Annotated in this window: 19 protein-coding genes and 2 pseudogenes; 14 read left to right on the forward strand and 7 right to left on the reverse strand. The window is 70.8% G+C overall.

The genetic code is table 11. The annotated features are described in order from the left end of the window. Positions 1-20 precede the first annotated feature (20 nt). The 5 genes from OHB56_RS03275 to OHB56_RS03295 all read right to left on the reverse strand — a co-directional run bounded on the left by OHB56_RS03275 (position 21) and on the right by OHB56_RS03295 (position 2,833). Positions 21-329: a hypothetical protein gene (locus OHB56_RS03275; protein ID WP_406351524.1), complete on the reverse strand. Its 309-nt coding sequence runs from the start codon at positions 327-329 to the stop codon at positions 21-23. 85 nt (positions 330-414) lie between these two features. After that, on the reverse strand, positions 415-1,014 hold the full coding sequence (locus OHB56_RS03280; protein WP_406351526.1) for a hypothetical protein: 600 nt from the start codon (positions 1,012-1,014) through the stop codon (positions 415-417). After that, positions 992-1,438, reverse strand: a complete 447-nt coding sequence (locus tag OHB56_RS03285) for a S1 RNA-binding domain-containing protein (RefSeq protein WP_406351528.1) — start codon at positions 1,436-1,438, stop codon at positions 992-994. Before OHB56_RS03285 ends, OHB56_RS03280 begins: the two co-directional genes overlap by 23 nt. After that, positions 1,411-2,547 carry an RNA-binding protein gene (locus tag OHB56_RS03290; RefSeq protein ID WP_406351529.1) on the reverse strand — a complete coding sequence of 379 codons (1,137 nt, stop codon included), beginning with the start codon at positions 2,545-2,547 and terminating at the stop codon, positions 1,411-1,413. The genes OHB56_RS03285 and OHB56_RS03290 overlap by 28 nt, the downstream gene beginning before the upstream one ends. Continuing rightward, a complete protein-coding gene (locus OHB56_RS03295) occupies positions 2,498-2,833 on the reverse strand; it encodes a recombinase family protein (protein ID WP_406351531.1) in 336 nt (111 codons plus the stop codon). Before OHB56_RS03295 ends, OHB56_RS03290 begins: the two co-directional genes overlap by 50 nt. 246 nt (positions 2,834-3,079) lie before the next feature. Between OHB56_RS03295 and OHB56_RS03300 the strand changes: the two are divergent. Together OHB56_RS03300 and OHB56_RS03305 are read left to right on the forward strand one after the other, a co-directional pair. Then, a pseudogene (locus tag OHB56_RS03300) lies at positions 3,080-3,325 on the forward strand (SMI1/KNR4 family protein); the annotation flags it as partial. A 45-nt stretch (positions 3,326-3,370) separates the two neighbouring features. Then, complete coding sequence (locus tag OHB56_RS03305) at positions 3,371-4,066, forward strand: HEAT repeat domain-containing protein (protein ID WP_406358906.1); 696 nt, start codon at positions 3,371-3,373, stop codon at positions 4,064-4,066. Between the two features lie 89 nt (positions 4,067-4,155). Here the strand turns inward: OHB56_RS03305 and OHB56_RS03310 are convergent. After that, positions 4,156-4,797, reverse strand: a pseudogene (locus OHB56_RS03310) (Tn3 family transposase); the annotation flags it as partial. A gap of 231 nt (positions 4,798-5,028) precedes the next feature. Here OHB56_RS03310 and OHB56_RS03315 point away from each other — a divergent pair. Beyond that, positions 5,029-5,169, forward strand: coding sequence for a hypothetical protein (locus OHB56_RS03315; protein ID WP_406351533.1), 141 nt, complete (start codon positions 5,029-5,031; stop codon positions 5,167-5,169). Between the two features lie 132 nt (positions 5,170-5,301). Here OHB56_RS03315 and OHB56_RS03320 read toward each other — a convergent pair whose 3' ends face one another. Further along, positions 5,302-5,685, reverse strand: coding sequence for a hypothetical protein (locus OHB56_RS03320; protein ID WP_055596633.1), 384 nt, complete (start codon positions 5,683-5,685; stop codon positions 5,302-5,304). A 287-nt stretch (positions 5,686-5,972) separates the two neighbouring features. On the opposite strand from OHB56_RS03320, the gene OHB56_RS03325 reads away from it, so the two are divergent. From OHB56_RS03325 to hypB, 11 genes are all read left to right on the forward strand, one after another. Continuing rightward, positions 5,973-7,688, forward strand: coding sequence for a hydrogenase maturation protein (locus OHB56_RS03325; RefSeq protein ID WP_326756609.1), 1,716 nt, complete (start codon positions 5,973-5,975; stop codon positions 7,686-7,688). Between the two features lie 53 nt (positions 7,689-7,741). Continuing rightward, positions 7,742-8,830, forward strand: coding sequence for a hydrogenase expression protein HypE (locus OHB56_RS03330; RefSeq protein ID WP_406351535.1), 1,089 nt, complete (start codon positions 7,742-7,744; stop codon positions 8,828-8,830). An 81-nt stretch (positions 8,831-8,911) separates the two neighbouring features. Continuing rightward, a complete protein-coding gene (locus tag OHB56_RS03335; protein WP_055595282.1) occupies positions 8,912-10,693 on the forward strand; it encodes a nickel-dependent hydrogenase large subunit in 1,782 nt (593 codons plus the stop codon). Next, complete coding sequence (locus OHB56_RS03340; RefSeq protein ID WP_406351536.1) at positions 10,690-11,268, forward strand: hypothetical protein; 579 nt, start codon at positions 10,690-10,692, stop codon at positions 11,266-11,268. The genes OHB56_RS03335 and OHB56_RS03340 overlap by 4 nt, the downstream gene beginning before the upstream one ends. Next, entirely contained in the window at positions 11,265-11,930 is a 666-nt protein-coding gene (locus tag OHB56_RS03345; protein ID WP_326756607.1) for a DUF5947 family protein, read from the forward strand. The genes OHB56_RS03340 and OHB56_RS03345 overlap by 4 nt, the downstream gene beginning before the upstream one ends. Then, the gene (locus OHB56_RS03350; protein ID WP_326756606.1) at positions 11,927-12,565 is read left to right on the forward strand and encodes a DUF6084 family protein; all 639 of its coding nucleotides are present in this window, start codon (positions 11,927-11,929) and stop codon (positions 12,563-12,565) included. Before OHB56_RS03345 ends, OHB56_RS03350 begins: the two co-directional genes overlap by 4 nt. Beyond that, entirely contained in the window at positions 12,562-14,037 is a 1,476-nt protein-coding gene (locus OHB56_RS03355) for a hypothetical protein (RefSeq protein WP_326756605.1), read from the forward strand. Before OHB56_RS03350 ends, OHB56_RS03355 begins: the two co-directional genes overlap by 4 nt. Then, positions 14,034-14,621 (forward strand): hydrogenase maturation protease, encoded by a 588-nt coding sequence (locus OHB56_RS03360; RefSeq protein WP_406351539.1) that lies wholly within the window; start codon positions 14,034-14,036, stop codon positions 14,619-14,621. Before OHB56_RS03355 ends, OHB56_RS03360 begins: the two co-directional genes overlap by 4 nt. Further along, complete coding sequence (locus tag OHB56_RS03365) at positions 14,618-14,734, forward strand: DUF6893 family small protein (protein ID WP_406351541.1); 117 nt, start codon at positions 14,618-14,620, stop codon at positions 14,732-14,734. Before OHB56_RS03360 ends, OHB56_RS03365 begins: the two co-directional genes overlap by 4 nt. A gap of 146 nt (positions 14,735-14,880) precedes the next feature. Further along, on the forward strand, positions 14,881-15,300 hold the full coding sequence (locus tag OHB56_RS03370) for a hydrogenase maturation nickel metallochaperone HypA (protein WP_406351543.1): 420 nt from the start codon (positions 14,881-14,883) through the stop codon (positions 15,298-15,300). A gap of 2 nt (positions 15,301-15,302) precedes the next feature. Further along, the gene (gene hypB / locus OHB56_RS03375) at positions 15,303-15,998 is read left to right on the forward strand and encodes a hydrogenase nickel incorporation protein HypB (protein WP_406358908.1); all 696 of its coding nucleotides are present in this window, start codon (positions 15,303-15,305) and stop codon (positions 15,996-15,998) included. Positions 15,999-16,090: the final 92 nt, after the last annotated feature.

Below are 16,090 nucleotides of genomic sequence, written 5' to 3' on the forward strand. Positions count from 1 at the left end.
AGCCTCCGAGGGACGAGAGGTCAGCGGGCTGCGATCTCCTGACGGGCTGCATCCCAGACTTCCTCGAACTCTTGCGAGGTCAGCTGATCAGGTTCGCAGTCCTCCCACTGCGAGACAGGGAGTTCTGCGGTGACTCCGTACTGCTTCTCGTACTCGGCCAGGGCACCTGCCTGCTGGGCTCGCTGCCACTCTTCAAGGGAGGCAGCTGTGATCGGGGCCGGCTCAGAACCTTGGAGTTCGACCTGCCGGGTCACCCATCCTTCGGCATCGACCTCGAAGTAGTACCAGGTGACTTCCTCGTCCCAGTAGCAGCGCATCCACGTCGTCACCGGTCCATGATGACTGCCGTCGTCCCGAGCGCGAACCAGGCGGCGACATCGCCCGGAGCCGGCAGGGGCGTCGCCGGTCTGCTCCTCAGCCATCGCCGGACTCCGGGGTCGTGCCCGGCTCGCGGAGGACGTCGGCATAGTAGCGGCGGCGTTCCGCGAGGAGTGCGGTGACGTCGTCGTCGCTCGCTTCTGGGAGTTCCTGAAGGTGTCCCAGCAGGTTGTCCCGTTGTTCGTGGCCGGAGCCGACGACGTAGGCGATCGTGCGGGTCGTTCCTCCCCCGGCGAGCAGCAGCCGGTGGGGCAGGCCGCACCAGGTATCGAAGCTGGCGGTGATCGTCTGCCACAGGTGCCAGACGTCATCGGGTCGGCGGTGCTCGGCGAGTAGGAGCGCGGCGGCCTCGATGGTGTGGCTGAAGCCCCAGCAGTGGCGGTGGAACCGTGTCTCCTGGTCCAGCAGAAATCGGGCGAAGTCGTGGTCGACCGGTCCTGGGGTGAGGATGAGCGCGTCCATGACGTCCCTGCGGTCCTTCCACCACCGGTCAAGGGGCAGAGCAGCCTCGTCGTGGGCCGCTTCGAACTGCAGGAGGTCCCAGCGCTCGGGGTCCTCTGTCCACCAGGCGGGTCCGAGGGGGTCATCCTTGGGCGTGCGGGCAGCCGTTTCGTCAGGAACGGTGATCTCCCTCATGACGGGGTCTACGGGCCTGCGTCCGAGACAAGGTGATGCGACGCCGGGCGAGATCGACATCGATGATCTTCACGGTAAGGGCGTCGCCAACCTCGACGGTGTCTCCGGTCGATTCATCCAGCTCGCTGGTGTGCACGAGTCCTTCGAAGCCGTCCTCCCGGTCTTCGAGGCGCACGAAGACGCCGAACGGCACGATCTTGGTGACCGGTCCGGTGACCACCTGTCCGATCCGCTGCGCCACCTGCGGCCACGGGTCTTCCTGCACTGCTCGGAGCGACAGCGGAACCCGTTCCCGGACCGTGTCGACATCGAGGACCTCGGCCGTGATCTGCTGGCCGACGCTGACGACATCGGACGGGTGGTTGATCGGCCGCCAGGACAGCTCCGGAATGTTGATCATCGCGGTGAAGCCGCCGATGTCCACGAACGTGACGCCGAAGCTGGCGATAGGTCGTCACCGTGCCGGTGACGACCTGGCCGCGCCGCAGTGTCTTCAGGAACGCCCAGTCCCGGCCGCTGGGCGTCGGCTCGGTCTGCCAGCGCGCGGAGAACACCGTCGCTGTCGGGCAGTACAGCGGTGAACAGCGGGTGCCGCTCATCGGTAGCCAGGGAGACGACGCCGGCAGCACACGCGCCGGCGATCTCGGAGGTCACTGCCTCGAACCGGGTGTCGTCCGCGACCGTGCTGGTGATCCGCCCGGTCTGATCCTCCCGGAGGATTTCCACCAGGCCCTCTTCGGGCAGCGAGGCCACGGCCGCGTCGACGTCGGTGAGCAGGTCCGGCCAGACCGCCAGCCGGGCGCGAGGGGTCAACTGGGCGCGCACCGCCTCGATGTTGTCGCGGGTGAGGCGGTGCCATCGGGAGGCGTTCGCGGCGTAGGTCTCCTCCAGGAACGTGGCGCGGTGGGCGCTGACTGTCCAGCGCAGGCGGGCCCAGAAGTCGCCGTCGGCCGGGCGCTGCTCGTGCAGGGGGTCGTCGGGGGCGAAGTCGTACGGCGATGCGTCCAGGCGCTCCGGGAACAGGCCGAGCGAGCGGGTGCGGGCCAGCGCCGCTTCGCAGGGGTGGCTGCTGCCGACGTAGAGGTACTGGTCCCCGCCGATGTGCACCGCGAACGCTCCCTCCGTCTCGAGGCGGCACCAGGCGCCGCTGTCGCGGAGCATGGCCCGGACGAGTTCCAGGCCGACGGCGATCGGCACCAGCGCACCGTCGTGGAAACCGATGAGGTCAGCCGGGAACAGGTCGGCCGGGCCGTAGCCGTCGACCGGTGGCTCCCAGCCGAAGTGGGCGAAGCCGCCGATCTGCGGCTCGCGGATGGCCATCCGGTCGACGCAGGTGTCCTCGGCGAAGGCGGCGACGGCCTGCAGGCAGGCGGCTTCGACCGGTCCGTGGTCGCTGATCGCCGGCTCGGAGCCGGAGTAGTGGCCGTGCTGATCGCGGTCGGCCGGGTCGTACTTGGTGACCCGGTAGACGTAGGGCAGCACGTCACAGCCCCACAGAGGGCGAATGCGCTGGTGCGTTCCGGTGGCGTTCAAGGACGCGGTAGACCGTGGCGCGGCTGACGGAGAAGAGCTCGGCGAGGTCGCGGGCGTCGGGAAGTGAGCGTGCGAGGCGGTCGAGCTTCGGGGCGACGAGGGTGTCGTCGGTGCGCACGGCCGCGAGGGCCTGGGCCAGGCCAGGCCGGTCGCGGTTGGTTCCGGTCAGTCCGTGGTCAAGGTAGATCCGGTCCTCGGGGACGTCCAAGTTGAGGAGGATCTCGCGCTGGGCGGTGAGATCCTGCTTGTCCGGACTGCATCTCGCGCAGCCGACGCGTTCACTCATGCCCGGAGCGTACGGTAAGCCCCCGCTCAACGTACAGATCACCGGACACCCTGAAGGAGACGCCGTCAGCGCAGGTCGATCGCCCCCGTCAAGCAAGATCACGATTGTTCGTCGGGGGTTCCTCAAACGGACTCGACCAAGAGGTCGCGAAAGGACGGTCGGATCTTCCCCGGGGAGATCTCTTGCATAGGATGTCGGCGAACGCGGCCTCCCATCAGGTGATGCCGCCTCTTGGAAGAAGCTGTCATGGACGACACCGTCGCCCGCATCCGATCCAAACTGGCCGCTGCCTGTACGGAGCCCGTTCCTCGCCCGCGCACCTTCGTGCGGGCGGCTGGCGGTCAACGCTTGGGTACCCCTCTCAGTGAAGAGCGAGTGGTTGCCTATGAGGCAGCTCACGGCGCCCGTCTTCCCCGTAGCTATCGCACGTTCCTGCGCGAGATCGGGAACGGGGGCATCGGACCCGACTACGGACTACTCCCTCTGACGCGTTGGTCTGCCCACGACCTCCCTACCGCCGGCCAGCGACTTGGACGCGTGTTCGCGCTGGAACCGACCGACTCCGTCGCCGCTGATTGGGCCCGGCTCCGCGACGCGCAGGACAGCCCGTACGCCGGCACCCACACCGTCGTCCATCGCGGCTGCCTGGAGATGACACTGCTGGTCATCTCGGGCCCCGCCCGAGGCCGGCTCCTCGACGCCAACCTCGGAGACCTTGCCGCACCTCCGGTCTTCCATCCCCAGCCAGACTTCCTCACCTGGTACGAGCATTGGCTCGACACGCTGCCGAAGGGCCGGCTCTTCCCCGACTTCCGCGACCAGAGCCGCGGAAGTTCCGAGGAGCTCATCGCCGTCCTGGCCACCTCGGGTTCCCCTGGCGAACGACGAACCGCCGCCTACACCCTGGGCGGGCGTCAGCCCCTTACCGTCCGTGCCCGGGACGCGCTGGTCCAGGCGCTGGCCGAGGACCCCGACCGGGGAGTGAGGATGGACGCGGCACGAATCCTGGCCGAACTCGACAGCGAGGCTGCCCAGGTGCTGGTATCGGCGCTCAAGGACCGAGACCACTGGGTTCGACGTCGAGCCCTGGTCCACCTGCTCCGGGTCAGCAACGACGAGGCCACCTACGGGTCGGCAGCTCGCGAGCTTCTGCGGGACGAGAACCCGAACGTTCGGATAGCTGCAGCAGACCTTCTCGGCCGTGCTGGATGGACGTCCTGCGTGCGCCAATGATCCGGGGCCGAAGGCCCGTCGCCTGGGTCGTTCGCTCGGCAACCCGGCGCGGACTGCTCGTCCTCGGCGTCGCTGTCGGTGTCGTCAGGGGCGGTGCGGTCCCGTAGGGGCCGCAGTCCTTGGGAGGGGAGGCGGCTTCGAAGGCGTGGCGGCCGTGGAAGTTGATGTGGCTGTTCTGCAGCGGGGACAGGCGCTTCGCATCCTCCTCGGCCACCGCCTCTCCGGCGTCGCGCAGCGCGGTGACGGCGGCGTCCAGGTAGCGGGTGTATCCACAGCACAACGGCGTTCAGGACCAGTCCGAGGGCGGCGAGCTGGTCTTCTTGGCCGTCGCGGTATGCCTGACGGATTTGCCCGTTCCCGCCGTGTGCGATGGCGCGGGCGAGGCGGTGCCGCGACTCCTGGACGGTCAGCTGCCGGTTCATGGAGCGGCGGTAGGTATCGTCGATCGGGTCGACCCAGGCGAGCAGGCACAGGGTCTTGTCGATTCGCCCGCACTCGGCGAACGCCGCCCCGAGCGGGGTCGGGTGGCCCTCCCGGCCGAGCATCCGCAGCAGGTCATAGGCGGGGATCTGGTTGGTGATCAGCGATCCCGCGACGCGGAGCGTGTCGGGCCAGTGTGTCTCGATCCGCTTCGGATTGATCTTGTTGCGGGCCAGCGGCTCCAGCGGCTCGTAGGAGGTCCGCACAGCGGAGTTCGACCGAACTGACTCAAGCCAGCTGCGGCCTGTGCTACGACCCGGCTCCGACCATGATCGATCTCAGCGCCAAGGGTCTGCCGGAGAACACCATGCAGGCGAGCAGCGCACCGACCTGCGAGATCAAGCCTCAGAACCCACAGGTCAATTCCCGGTAGGCCCCAGATCCTGTCCCGAAACCACTCGGCCCCGGACCAGCTCCACTACGAGGCCGTCGTCGCGGCCGAGTGGGACGACCGGTCGACCACCGACAAGGAGGTCGGCGAGGTGCTGGACTCGTTCACCGTCACCAAGTACGACGACGGCACGAAGTACGTGACCGAGGAGGGGATGCCGGTGACGCCCGCCGCGACGGCCGGGCGCCGAGCGCACGCGGCCGGGCGCCGAGCGCACGCGGCCGGGCGCTGAGCACAGACTCCACCACGTCCCGCGACGGCCGACGAGGCGGCCGGCCCGTGCCCCCGGAATCGGCCCGGGGGCACGGGCCGGCCACGCGGCACGAGCCCGGCGGCCCCGCCGGGCTCGTGCGCCCGCCGTCCGTCAACCCGGCCGGTGTCCGGTATCGGAGTCGTCGGGGTCGACCCCGGTGAAGGCGTCCTCGTCCTTCGTGCCGCTGGGACGCCCGGAGCGGCCCCGGCGCCCGGTGCTCCGCATGCCTTTCTCCTGCTCGGCCCCGTACTCCTCGCCGCGCCGGGTGTCGCTGCTCACGACGTCACCGGGGACCGAGGTGCGCTCCTCCCCGGTGCGCTTGCGCCCCGGTCCACGCGAGGGGGCGTGCTCCTCCGTGTGGAAGGACCGGTGAGCGCTCGGATTCTCCTGCTGCCGTGTCTCGTCGACGTCCGGGGACCAGCCGTGGTGCTCGGTCCCCTTGTGGCGGCTCGCCCCGCCACCAGAGGGTTTCGACGGTTTGCGCTCCTTGGCCATGTCTCGGCCCACCTGTCCACTGTCGTAGTCGTAGGCGGCACGTCTCCTGAGTGCCCAGGACACTAAAAGTCTCCCACCGGCTCCCCTCACGGTCATGTCGAACGGCCCGTGGGAGGTGGTCCCGGCGTGAGCGCGCGAGCCCGAGGGCCGTCTGCCACGTGGCGGGAGCGGTCACTCTGTCGAGTGAGAAGCGGGATTCATGTCGACGATCGCACCCCGCCATGGTCGACGATCGCAGGCAGCCGGTCGCCCCACCCTCACGGCCGCGGTCCCCCGGAAGGGTCGTCATGCGCATCCTGCTCATCGCCAGCGCGTACAACAGCCTCACTCAGCGCGTGCACGCCGAGTTGCACGACCGTGGACACGCCGTGGCCGTGGAGGTGACGCCCCGGAGCCCGGACGTGGTCGCCGCCGTCGACCGGCACGAACCCGACCTGATCGTGGCGCCCATGCTGAAGACGGTCGTACCGCGAGAGGTGTGGACGGCCAGAACCTGTCTGATCGTCCACCCCGGGCCCGTCGGGGACCGCGGACCGTCGTCCCTGGACTGGGCGGTCCACGAGGACGCCCGGGAGTGGGGCGTGACCGTCCTCCAGGCCGAGGAGGAGATGGACGCGGGGCCCGTCTGGGCCACGGCGGCCTTCCCCGTGCCCCGGGCGGGCAAGAGCGACCTGTACCGCAACGAGCTGTCCGACGCGGCTCTCGACGCGGTGCTGACGGCGGTGGAGCGGTTCGCGTCCGGCGACTGCACCCCTCTCGACCAGCGCACCCTGCCGAGCACGCCGGGTGCCCGGACCCGCCCTCCGATGCGCCAGGAGACGCGCCGCATCGCGTGGACCGACGATGCGACCGAGACGGTCCTGCGCAAGCTGCGCGCCGCCGACTCCCAGCCCGGCGTCCTGGACGAGCTGCTCGGCGGGGAGTGGTTCCTGCACGGCGGCCACGCCGAGCGCGGCCTGCGCGGGCGGCCCGGCGAGCTGCTGGCGACCCGGGCGGGCGCGATCTGCCGGGCCACTGCGGACGGCGCGGTCTGGATTCCCGAACTGCGGGCCCGTACCGGTGCCGGCGTACCGAGGGCCTGCAAGCTGCCCGCCGTCCACGCCCTGGCCGGACGGCTGCCGCGGCTGCCGGACCTGCCCGCTCCCGTACTGCCCTGCGCGGACGACGCCGGCTGGTCGGACATCCGTTACCGGGAAGAGGGGCCGGTGGGAGTGCTGTCCTTCTCGTTCCCCGGCGGAGCGATGTCCACCGACCACTGCCGACGTCTGCTGGACGCCTACCGGGCGGCCTGCGACCGGCCCACCGCCGTGCTGGTGCTCGGCGGCGCCCGCGACTTCTTCTCCAACGGCATCCACCTCGGCGTCATCGAGGCGGCTTCGGACCCCGCCGCGGAGTCCTGGGCCAACATCAACGCCATGGACGACCTCGTCGAGGCCGTCCTGAACACCACCGACCGTCTCGTCGTCGGCGCGATCGGCGGCAACGCCGCCGCCGGCGGCGTCATGCTGGCGCTGGCCGCCGACGAGGTGTGGTGCCGCTCCGGCTCCGTGCTCAACCCGCACTACCGGCGCATGGGTCTGTACGGATCCGAGTACTGGACGTACAGCCTGCCCCGCCGGGTCGGCACCGCGACGGCCGAGCGGCTGACCCGGGAGGCGCTGCCGGTCAGCGGCGCCTCGGCCCGGGACATCGGCCTGGTCGACCGGTTGGTCGAGTGCCCTCCCGCCCGTTTCACCGCCGAGGTCACCCGGCTGGCCCAACGCTGGGCGGGCTCTCCCGGGGCGCAGTCACGCCTCGCCGCGAAGAAGGCGGAGCACGAGCGCCGGGAGGCCGTCACCCCGCTGGCGGCGGTACGCGAGCGGGAACTCGCCCGCATGCGCAGAATTTTCCTCGAACCCGACGCGCCGTACCACGCGCTGCGCCGGGCGTTCGTACGCAAGGAATCGGCTCCTGCCGGCCCCGCCTCCACGGGTGCGGAGGCGGGCGAGCGGGTCGACGCTTAGCAAGGAACCCGGCCGATCAACCGGCTCTGCCGTATTCCTCCCAGGAGGCGTTGATGAACGCAGCAACCCCGGCCACCAGCGAGGAGCCCGAGGCGTCCGGCGCAGTCGGCACGGACGAGAAACCGATCCACATCCTCTGGATCAACGCCGGGCTGAGTTGCGACGGCGACTCGGTCGCCCTGACGGCGGCCATGCAGCCCAGCATCGAGGAGATCGCCCTGGGCGCCCTGCCCGGGCTGCCGAAGATCGCCGTGCACTGGCCGCTCATCGACTTCGAGTGCGGGCCGGTCGGCGGCGCGGACACGTTCATCGAATGGTTCTTCAAGGGCGAGCGCGGCGAGATCGACCCGTTCGTCCTCGTGGTCGAGGGATCCATCCCGAACGAGTCGATCAAGAAGGAGGGGTACTGGTGCGGCTTCGGGGACAACCCCGAGACGGGCCAGCCCATCACCACCAGCGAATGGATCGACCGGCTCGCTCCGAAGGCGCTGGCGGTCGTGGCCATCGGCACCTGCGCGACCTACGGCGGCATCCACGCCATGGCGGGGAACCCGACCGGCGCCATGGGGGTGCCCGACTACCTGGGCTGGGACTGGAAGTCCAAGGCGGGTCTGCCGATCGTCTGCGTGCCGGGCTGCCCCATCCAGCCCGACAACTTCGCCGAGACCCTCACGTACCTGCTCTACCAGGCCGCCGGGTCCGCGCCGATGATCCCGCTGGACGACAAGCTCCGCCCGACCTGGCTGTTCGGGGCCACCGTGCACGAGGGATGCGACCGCGCCGGCTACTACGAGCAGGGCGATTTCGCCACCTCCTACGACTCCCCCAAGTGCTCGGTGAAGCTCGGCTGCTGGGGGCCCGTCGTGAAGTGCAACGTGCCCAAGCGCGGCTGGATGAACGGCATCGGCGGCTGCCCGAACGTGGGCGGTATCTGCATCGCCTGCACCATGCCGGGCTTCCCCGACAAGTTCATGCCGTTCATGGACGAGCCCCCCGGCGCCAAGCTCTCCAGCACGGCCAGCGGCGCCTACGGGGCGGTCGTCCGCAAGCTGCGCGGCATCACCGCGCGGACCGTGGACAAGGAGCCCAAGTGGCGGCACACGGGCCGGAAGATCACCACCGGCTACCGGCCGCCGTGGTGAGCGCCCCTCCCCCGCTCCCCCGGCCCGCCTGACGCAAGACCCGCTCACCGACCCAACCGACCGAAGGGCAGCACCGACACAATGGCGACCTCGACGACGACCGGTGACGGCACCGGCCTGGTGGAGATGGCATGGGACCCGATCACCCGGATCGTGGGCAGTCTCGGCATCCACACGAAGATCGACTTCAAGCAGAAGCGGGTCGCCGAGTGCTACAGCACCTCGTCGGTCTTCCGCGGCTACAGCGTCTTCATGCGCGGCAAGGACCCGCGCGACGCCCACTTCATCACCAGCCGTATCTGCGGCATCTGCGGTGACAACCACGCCACCTGCTCGGTGTACGCGCAGAACATGGCATACGGGGTGAAGCCGCCGCACCTCGGCGAGTGGATCATCAACCTCGGCGAGTCCGCGGAGTACATGTTCGACCACAACATCTTCCAGGAGAACCTGGTGGGGGTCGACTACTGCGAGAAGATGGTCCGCGAGACCAATCCGGGGGTGCTCGAACTCGCCGAGCGCACCGAGGCGCCGCACGCGGGCGAGCACGGCTACCGCACCATCGCCGACATCATGCGCTCGCTCAACCCGCTGGAGGGCGAGTTCTACCGGGAGGCGCTGCAGGTCAGCCGGTACACGCGGGAGATGTTCTGTCTCATGGAGGGCCGCCACGTGCACCCCTCCACGCTGTACCCGGGCGGCGTCGGCACCATCGGTTCGGTCCAGCTGTTCACGGACTACATGAGCCGCCTCATGCGCTACGTCGAGTTCATGAAGCGGGTCGTGCCGCTCCACGACGACCTGTTCGACTTCTTCTACGAGGCACTGCCCGGCTACGAGGAGGTCGGCCGACGGCGCGTGCTGCTCGGCTGCTGGGGCGCGCTCAACGACCCCGAGTACTGCGACTTCACCTACGCCAACATGACGGACTGGGGACGCCGCATGTTCGTCACCCCCGGCGTGATCGTGGACGGCAAGCTGGTCACCAACGACCTCACCGAGATCAACCTCGGCATCCGCATCCTGCTGGGCAGTTCGTACTACGAGGACTGGGCGGGCAAGGAGCAGTTCGTCACCCACGACCCGCTCGGCAACCCGGTCGACCCGCGCCACCCGTGGAACCAGCACACCATCCCCGCCCCGCAGAAGCGGAACTTCGACGACAAGTACAGCTGGGTGATGTCACCCCGCTGGTTCGACGGCAAGGACCACCTGCCGCTCGACACGGGCGGCGGCCCCCTCGCCCGCCTGTGGTCCACGGCCCTGTCGGGGCTGGTCGACATCGGGTACGTCAAGGCGACCGGACACAGCGTCGTCATCAACCTGCCCCGCACGCTCACCAAGCCGGAGACCACCTTCGAGTGGAAGATCCCGCAGTGGAGCAACGCGCTGGAGCGCAACCGCGCCCGCACCTACTTCCAGGCCTACGCCGCCGCCGTCGCCCTGCACTGCGCGGAGAAGGGCCTCGCGGAGGTGCGCGCCGGACGCACCCAGACCTGGGAGAAGTTCGAGGTGCCGGACGAGTCCATCGGCGTCGGCTTCACCGAGGCGGTGCGCGGTCTCCTCTCCCACCACATGGTCATCCGGGACGGGAAGATCGCCAACTACCACCCGTACCCGCCGACGCCGTGGAACGCGTCCACCCGTGACACCTACGGCACCCCCGGCCCGTACGAGGACGCGGTGCAGAACACGCCGATCTTCGAGGAGAACACCCCCGAGAACTTCAAGGGCATCGACATCATGCGCACCGTGCGCAGCTTCGACCCGTGTCTGCCGTGCGGCGTCCACATGTACGTCGGCGACGGCAGAACCGTGAAGTCGATGCACGTACCCACCGGCCTGAGCGGTCTGGCCGGATGAGCGGGGTGCGAGGCGGGACGGACGCGGAGACGGCCGGGCGGACGGTCGAGGAGATCCTCGACCGTCTCGCCGCCGCCGGGGACCGCGCGGCGTGCGAGGCCGCCGAGGAACTCGTGCGGGGCCTCATGGAGTTCTACGGTGCGGGGTTCGCCCGCGCCCTAGACCTGCTCGGACGTGATCCGGACAGGCCGGTGGGGGAGGCACGGGAGGCCCTCCTCGGTGACGAACTCGTCGCGAGCCTCCTGGTCCTGCACGGGCTGCACCCGGACGACGTTCCCACCCGCGTCACGCGGGCGCTGAACGCGGTCCCGCATTCCGTGGAGAGTGCCGGATTCGACCCGGCCACGGGCGAGTTGCGGCTGCGGCTCACCGAATCGGGCGGCTGCGGCTGCGGCGGCACCCGTGAGGCCGTCGAGCAGGCGGCGCGCGACGTCCTCGCCTGTTTCGCGCCGGAGGTGACCGCCGTGGTGCTGGAGGCGGACGCGGAACGCGAACCGGTCCTCCTCCAGATCGGTGCGGGCCCGCCGGCCCCGTCCGGTCCGAGCGGCCGGCCGCCGGCCACCACCGCGCCGTGAGCGCGCTGCCGGCCGGGCCGGAACGGCTCCGGCAACCTTCCGCGCCCCGGGGCCTGTTCCGTTTCACCGGGCCCCGTCCGCCCCGCGAGGAACGCTGCGAGCTGTGCGCGGTGCCGCTGCCCGACGAGCGTCACCGGCACCTCGTGGACGTCGAGAACCGTGCGCTGGCCTGCGCCTGCGGCCCCTGCGCCCAGCTCCTGGACCGTACGGGCGCGCCGACGGGCCGCTTCCGCACGGTTCCCGACCGCTGCCTGAGCGACCCGGAGCACCGCTTCGACGAGCAGACCTGGGAGCGGCTGCGCATCCCCGTCGGCGTCGTCTTCTTCTTCCGCAACTCCGCGCTCGACCGCCTGGTCGCGCTCTATCCGAGCCCGGCCGGAGCGACCGAGAGCGAACTGGAGCCGGATTCCTGGCAGTCCGTCCTGGACGGCTCGCCGCTCACCGGGGTTCTCGAACCCGACGTGGAGGCACTGCTGCTGCGCCGCCATCAGGGGCAGGTGGAGTGCTACCTGGTGCCGATCGACATCTGCTACGAGCTGGTGGGCCGTATGCGACTGACGTGGCAGGGCTTCGACGGGGGCGCGGAGGCGCGGGCCGACCTGGACGCCTTCTTCACCCAGGTGCGGGGCCGGGCCCGTGCGTTCGGGGGTGACCGGTCGTGACCGGGTTCGCCTTCGCCTGCACCGGTGTGCGCGCCGATCCGTACGCCGCGGGCCCCACGCTCGTGTTCCGGCTGCGCATCACCGCCTCGCCGGGTACCCGGATCCACGCGCTGGCGCTGCGCTGCCAGATCCGTATCGAGCCCGCGCGCCGGGGCTACGGCGACGCCGAGGCCGAGGCGCTGACCGACCTGTTCGGGGAGCGGTCCCGCTGGGGCAGCAGCCTCCACCCCGTGCAGTTCGCCCAGGTGCCCGTGATGGTGCAGGGATTCACCGGCGAGACGGAGACCGATCTGGTGGTGCCCTGCACCTACGACATGGACATCGCCTCCTCCCGCTACTTCCACGCGCTGGAGGAGGGGGAGGTCCCGCTGCTGATGCTGTTCTCCGGTACGGCCTTCACCGGAGCCGGGGGCTTCCAGGTCGAGCCCGTCCCCTGGGACCGGGAGGCCACGTTCCGGATGCCGGTGAAGACCTGGCAGGAGATGGTCGAGCAGCATTTCCCGGGCTCGGGCTGGATCCGTCTGCCCCGGGACGCCATGGACGCGCTGCTCGCCCACCGATCGCGGCAGGCGCTGCCCTCGTGGCAGGCGACCGTCGAGCACCTGCTGCACGCGGCCGGGGAGAGCACACCGTGACCACGACGACGTTCACTTCCCGGGCCGAGGCCCGGCTGGCGGTGGCACGCCACGTCGCCGACGCCGTGCTGTTCGAGGGGTACGTGCTCTACCCGTACCGTGCCTCGGCGGCCAAGAACCGGCTGCGCTGGCAGTTCGGCGTGCTCGTGCCGCCGTCCTGGACGGCGGCCGCCGCGGAGCACGACGTCCAGCACACCGAACTGCTGATGGAGCCGCGTCGGGACGCGACCCTCTTCGTCGAGGTGCGCTTCCTCCACGCCCAGCGGCGCACGGTTCAGCGCGTTCTGCCGGACGGCGGTTTCGAGACCGTACGCGAGCTGCCCCTGAAGGACCGGGTGCTGGTGCCGTGGGACGAGGGCCGGGAGGAGCGGGTCCGGCTGGCCGTCGATGCGGACGAGCTGGCGAGGACCGGTGCCGTCGTGCCCTTCACCCGTCCCGCGGCCGAGGAGACCGAGCCCGTCAGGGACGCCACGGGGGCGGTCGTGGGACGGCTGGTGCGGCGCCGTGAGGAGATCGACGGAGTCCTGCGCCTGTCGGCGAGCCCGCTGGACGGACCGTACGCCACGCAACGGCTGCGGGTGGTCGTGGAGAACACCAGCGACTGGCTGCCCGAGGACGGTGCCGGCCGGGATGCGGCGCTGCCCCGTTCCCTGGTCGCCACCCACACCCTGCTGCATCTGGACTCCGGGCAGTTCCTGTCGCTGACGGACCCGCCCCAGTGGGCCGCGGGCGCCGTGGCGGCCTGCCGCAATCTGCACACCTGGCCGGTACCGGCCGGTGAGCCGGGCTCCCGTGACCTGGTGCTCTCCTCTCCGATCATCCTGGAGGACCATCCGGCCATCGCCCCGGAGAGTCCCGGCGCCCTGTACGACGCCACGGAGATCGACGAGATCCTCGCGCTGCGCACCGCCGCCCTCACCGACGAGGAGAAGCGCGAGGCCAGAGGCACCGACGACCGGGCGGCAGCGGTGATCGACCTCACCGAATCGATGCCGGCGGAGATGCTGGAGCGACTGCACGGCGCGGTACGGAGCCTGCGCGAGGTCGCCACGCCCGGGGGGTCCGCGCTGCGCTCCCCGGCGCCGGACGTACCGGGGTTCGGCACCGGCGCCGGGGCGTCCGGCGTCTTCGGGGAGGACGGCTTCGTCCGGCAGGAGACGCCCTGGTGGGATCCGGGCGCGGACGCCTCCGTGGATCCCGCCCGTGATCATGTCCTGGTCGACGGACGGGAGGTGCGGGCGGGCAGCCGCGTCGTGCTGCGGCCCGGGCCGCGCCACTCCGACGCCCAGGACCTGTTCGTCGCCGGCCGGCGCGCCCTGGTCGAGGCGGTGCTGCACGACGTCGACGGCGGTGTGCACATCGCGGTCACCCTCGAGGACGATCCCGGCGCCGACATCCGCCGTGAACAGGGCCGGTATCTCTACTTCCAGCCCGACGAGGTCGGCGTCGTGGAGGGCGAGGAGATCCCATGACCAGTGGTCCGGCGCCCCGTCCGCGCACCCTGGTCGCCGGGGTGGGCAACATCTTCCTCGGCGACGACGGCTTCGGGGTGGAGGCCGCCCGCCGGCTGACTGAACAAGGATGCCCCGCGGACGTCGAAGTCGCCGACATCGGCATCCGCGGCGTCCATCTGGCGTACCGGCTCCTCGACGGCTACGACACGCTCGTCCTCCTCGACGCGACGGCACGCGGCGGGGAGCCCGGAACGCTGTACCTGATCGACGCCACGGAGCCTGCAAGCAGGCAGCCGCCGGACGGTGTCGCCCTGGACGGCCACCGGATGTCGCCCGATGCCGTACTGGCCCTGCTGGACACCCTGTGCGCGGGCACCGGAGCGGTGCCACCGCGGCGCACCCTGGTGGTCGGCTGCGAACCCGAGACCGTCGAGGAGGGCATCGGCCTCAGCCCGCCGGTGGCCGACGCCGTGTCCGGAGCGGTGCGCATGGTCGGCGAACTGATCCGGGACGAAGCCGTCGTCCGACCCGCACACCACGTCGTACGACCGAGCCCCGTCGGTCGGCGAGAACACCTTCCGCCTTCAGGAGAGCAACCATGAAGAAACGCCTCATCGGCAGTGCCACGGCCGCCGTCACCGCAGCGGCCCTGGCAGCGCTCGTCGCGAACGTCTGGCCGGACGTCCGTCGTTATCTGCGCATCCGCAGGATGTGACCCACCGGACGCCCGCTCGACGGCCCAACCGGCGTGCCCCGAAAGAGCTATGCGTGCGCCTCGCCCCGGCGTGCCGGTCGGACCGGCGGCGCGAGCCCCCTACTACTGGGCGGTGCGACACGACCCCGGCCGAGAACGGAGAGGCGATGCACGAGATGTCCGTCGCCCTGTCGATCGTGGACCAGGTCGAGCAGGCGGCACGGTCCCGCTCCGCGCGCGGCGTGCGCCGGGTCCGCCTCGACATCGGCGAACTCGCCGGAGTCGTCCCCGACGCACTCGCCTTCTGCTTCGAACTCGCCTGTTCCGGGACGGTTCTCCAGGGCGCCGAACTCGTCACCGGGTCCGTGCCCGGCCGGGCGTCGTGCGCGCCGTGCGGGCGGACCTGGGACACCGGGATGCCCCCGGACATGATCTGCGCCTCCTGTCGCGGGGGTGCCACCGAGCTGTTGTCGGGCCGTGAGCTGAGGATCACCGAAGTGCACTGGGCGGCGGATTCCCCCGCCCCCGGCCCCTCCCCCGCACCTGCCCCTGCCCCTGCCCCTGCAACCCTTCACAAGGAGAGCTGATGATGTGCCGCACAGTCGACCTCCGGCAGGCCGTGCTCGCCAAGAACACCATGGCGGCAGGCATCCTGCGCACCGAACTGTCGGCCCGGGGGACGACGGTGGTCAACCTCCTGTCGAGCCCCGGCAGCGGCAAGACGGCCCTGCTGGAGCGTGAACTGCTGCTGGCCCGGGAGCGCGGCATCAGGGCCGCGGCCCTCACCGCGGACCTCGCCACCGAGAACGACGCCTTGCGCCTGGCCCGTTCGGGCGTCCCGGTCAAGCAGGTGCTCACCGACGGGCTGTGCCATCTGGAGGCGGACATGCTCGCCGGGCATCTGCACGACTGGCTGCCCGAGGGCACCCGCCTGCTGTTCGTGGAGAACGTGGGCAATCTCGTCTGTCCGGCCTCCTACGACCTCGGGGAGTCGCTGCGCGTGGTCCTCGCCTCCGTCACCGAGGGTGAGGACAAGCCGCTCAAGTACCCCACCTCGTTCGGTCTCGCCCAGCTGGTGCTGGTCACCAAGTCCGACCTCGCCGGGCCCGCCGAGTTCGACGAGGCCGCTTTCCGCGCCCACGTGGAGCAGGTGAACCCCGGCGTGGACGTGGTGCTCACCTCCGCACGCACCGGCGAGGGGGCCGGTGTCCTGGTCGACCAGGCGCTCGCGGCGGCCGAGGGGAACGCCGTTCACGCTCCGGTGATGGCCCGGGCGCAGGCGTGAGCACCCTCCCGCCCGCCGACGTGGCGGCCGCCGTGCGGCGCGCCCGCGTCGTCGTACGGGGCGTGGTGCAGGGGGTGGGCTTCCGCCCCTTC

Origin of the sequence: Streptomyces sp. NBC_01635 (genome assembly GCF_045209715.1) — a bacterium.
Taxonomy (GTDB): Bacteria; Actinomycetota; Actinomycetes; order Streptomycetales; family Streptomycetaceae; genus Streptomyces; species Streptomyces hirsutus.

What these genes read in the sequence shown, in the direction of transcription:
- OHB56_RS03280 (WP_406351526.1), bottom strand. Translation starts at nt 1,014, where the DNA reads ATGAGGGAGATCACCGTTCCTGACGAAACGGCTGCCCGCACGCCCAAG.
- OHB56_RS03295 (WP_406351531.1), bottom strand. Translation starts at nt 2,833, where the DNA reads ATGAGTGAACGCGTCGGCTGCGCGAGATGCAGTCCGGACAAGCAGGAT.
- OHB56_RS03320 (WP_055596633.1), bottom strand. Translation starts at nt 5,685, where the DNA reads ATGGCCAAGGAGCGCAAACCGTCGAAACCCTCTGGTGGCGGGGCGAGC.
- OHB56_RS03325 (WP_326756609.1), top strand. Translation starts at nt 5,973, where the DNA reads ATGCGCATCCTGCTCATCGCCAGCGCGTACAACAGCCTCACTCAGCGC.
- OHB56_RS03330 (WP_406351535.1), top strand. Translation starts at nt 7,742, where the DNA reads ATGAACGCAGCAACCCCGGCCACCAGCGAGGAGCCCGAGGCGTCCGGC.
- OHB56_RS03335 (WP_055595282.1), top strand. Translation starts at nt 8,912, where the DNA reads ATGGCGACCTCGACGACGACCGGTGACGGCACCGGCCTGGTGGAGATG.
- OHB56_RS03340 (WP_406351536.1), top strand. Translation starts at nt 10,690, where the DNA reads ATGAGCGGGGTGCGAGGCGGGACGGACGCGGAGACGGCCGGGCGGACG.
- OHB56_RS03360 (WP_406351539.1), top strand. Translation starts at nt 14,034, where the DNA reads ATGACCAGTGGTCCGGCGCCCCGTCCGCGCACCCTGGTCGCCGGGGTG.
- OHB56_RS03365 (WP_406351541.1), top strand. Translation starts at nt 14,618, where the DNA reads ATGAAGAAACGCCTCATCGGCAGTGCCACGGCCGCCGTCACCGCAGCG.
- OHB56_RS03370 (WP_406351543.1), top strand. Translation starts at nt 14,881, where the DNA reads ATGCACGAGATGTCCGTCGCCCTGTCGATCGTGGACCAGGTCGAGCAG.
- hypB (WP_406358908.1), top strand. Translation starts at nt 15,303, where the DNA reads ATGTGCCGCACAGTCGACCTCCGGCAGGCCGTGCTCGCCAAGAACACC.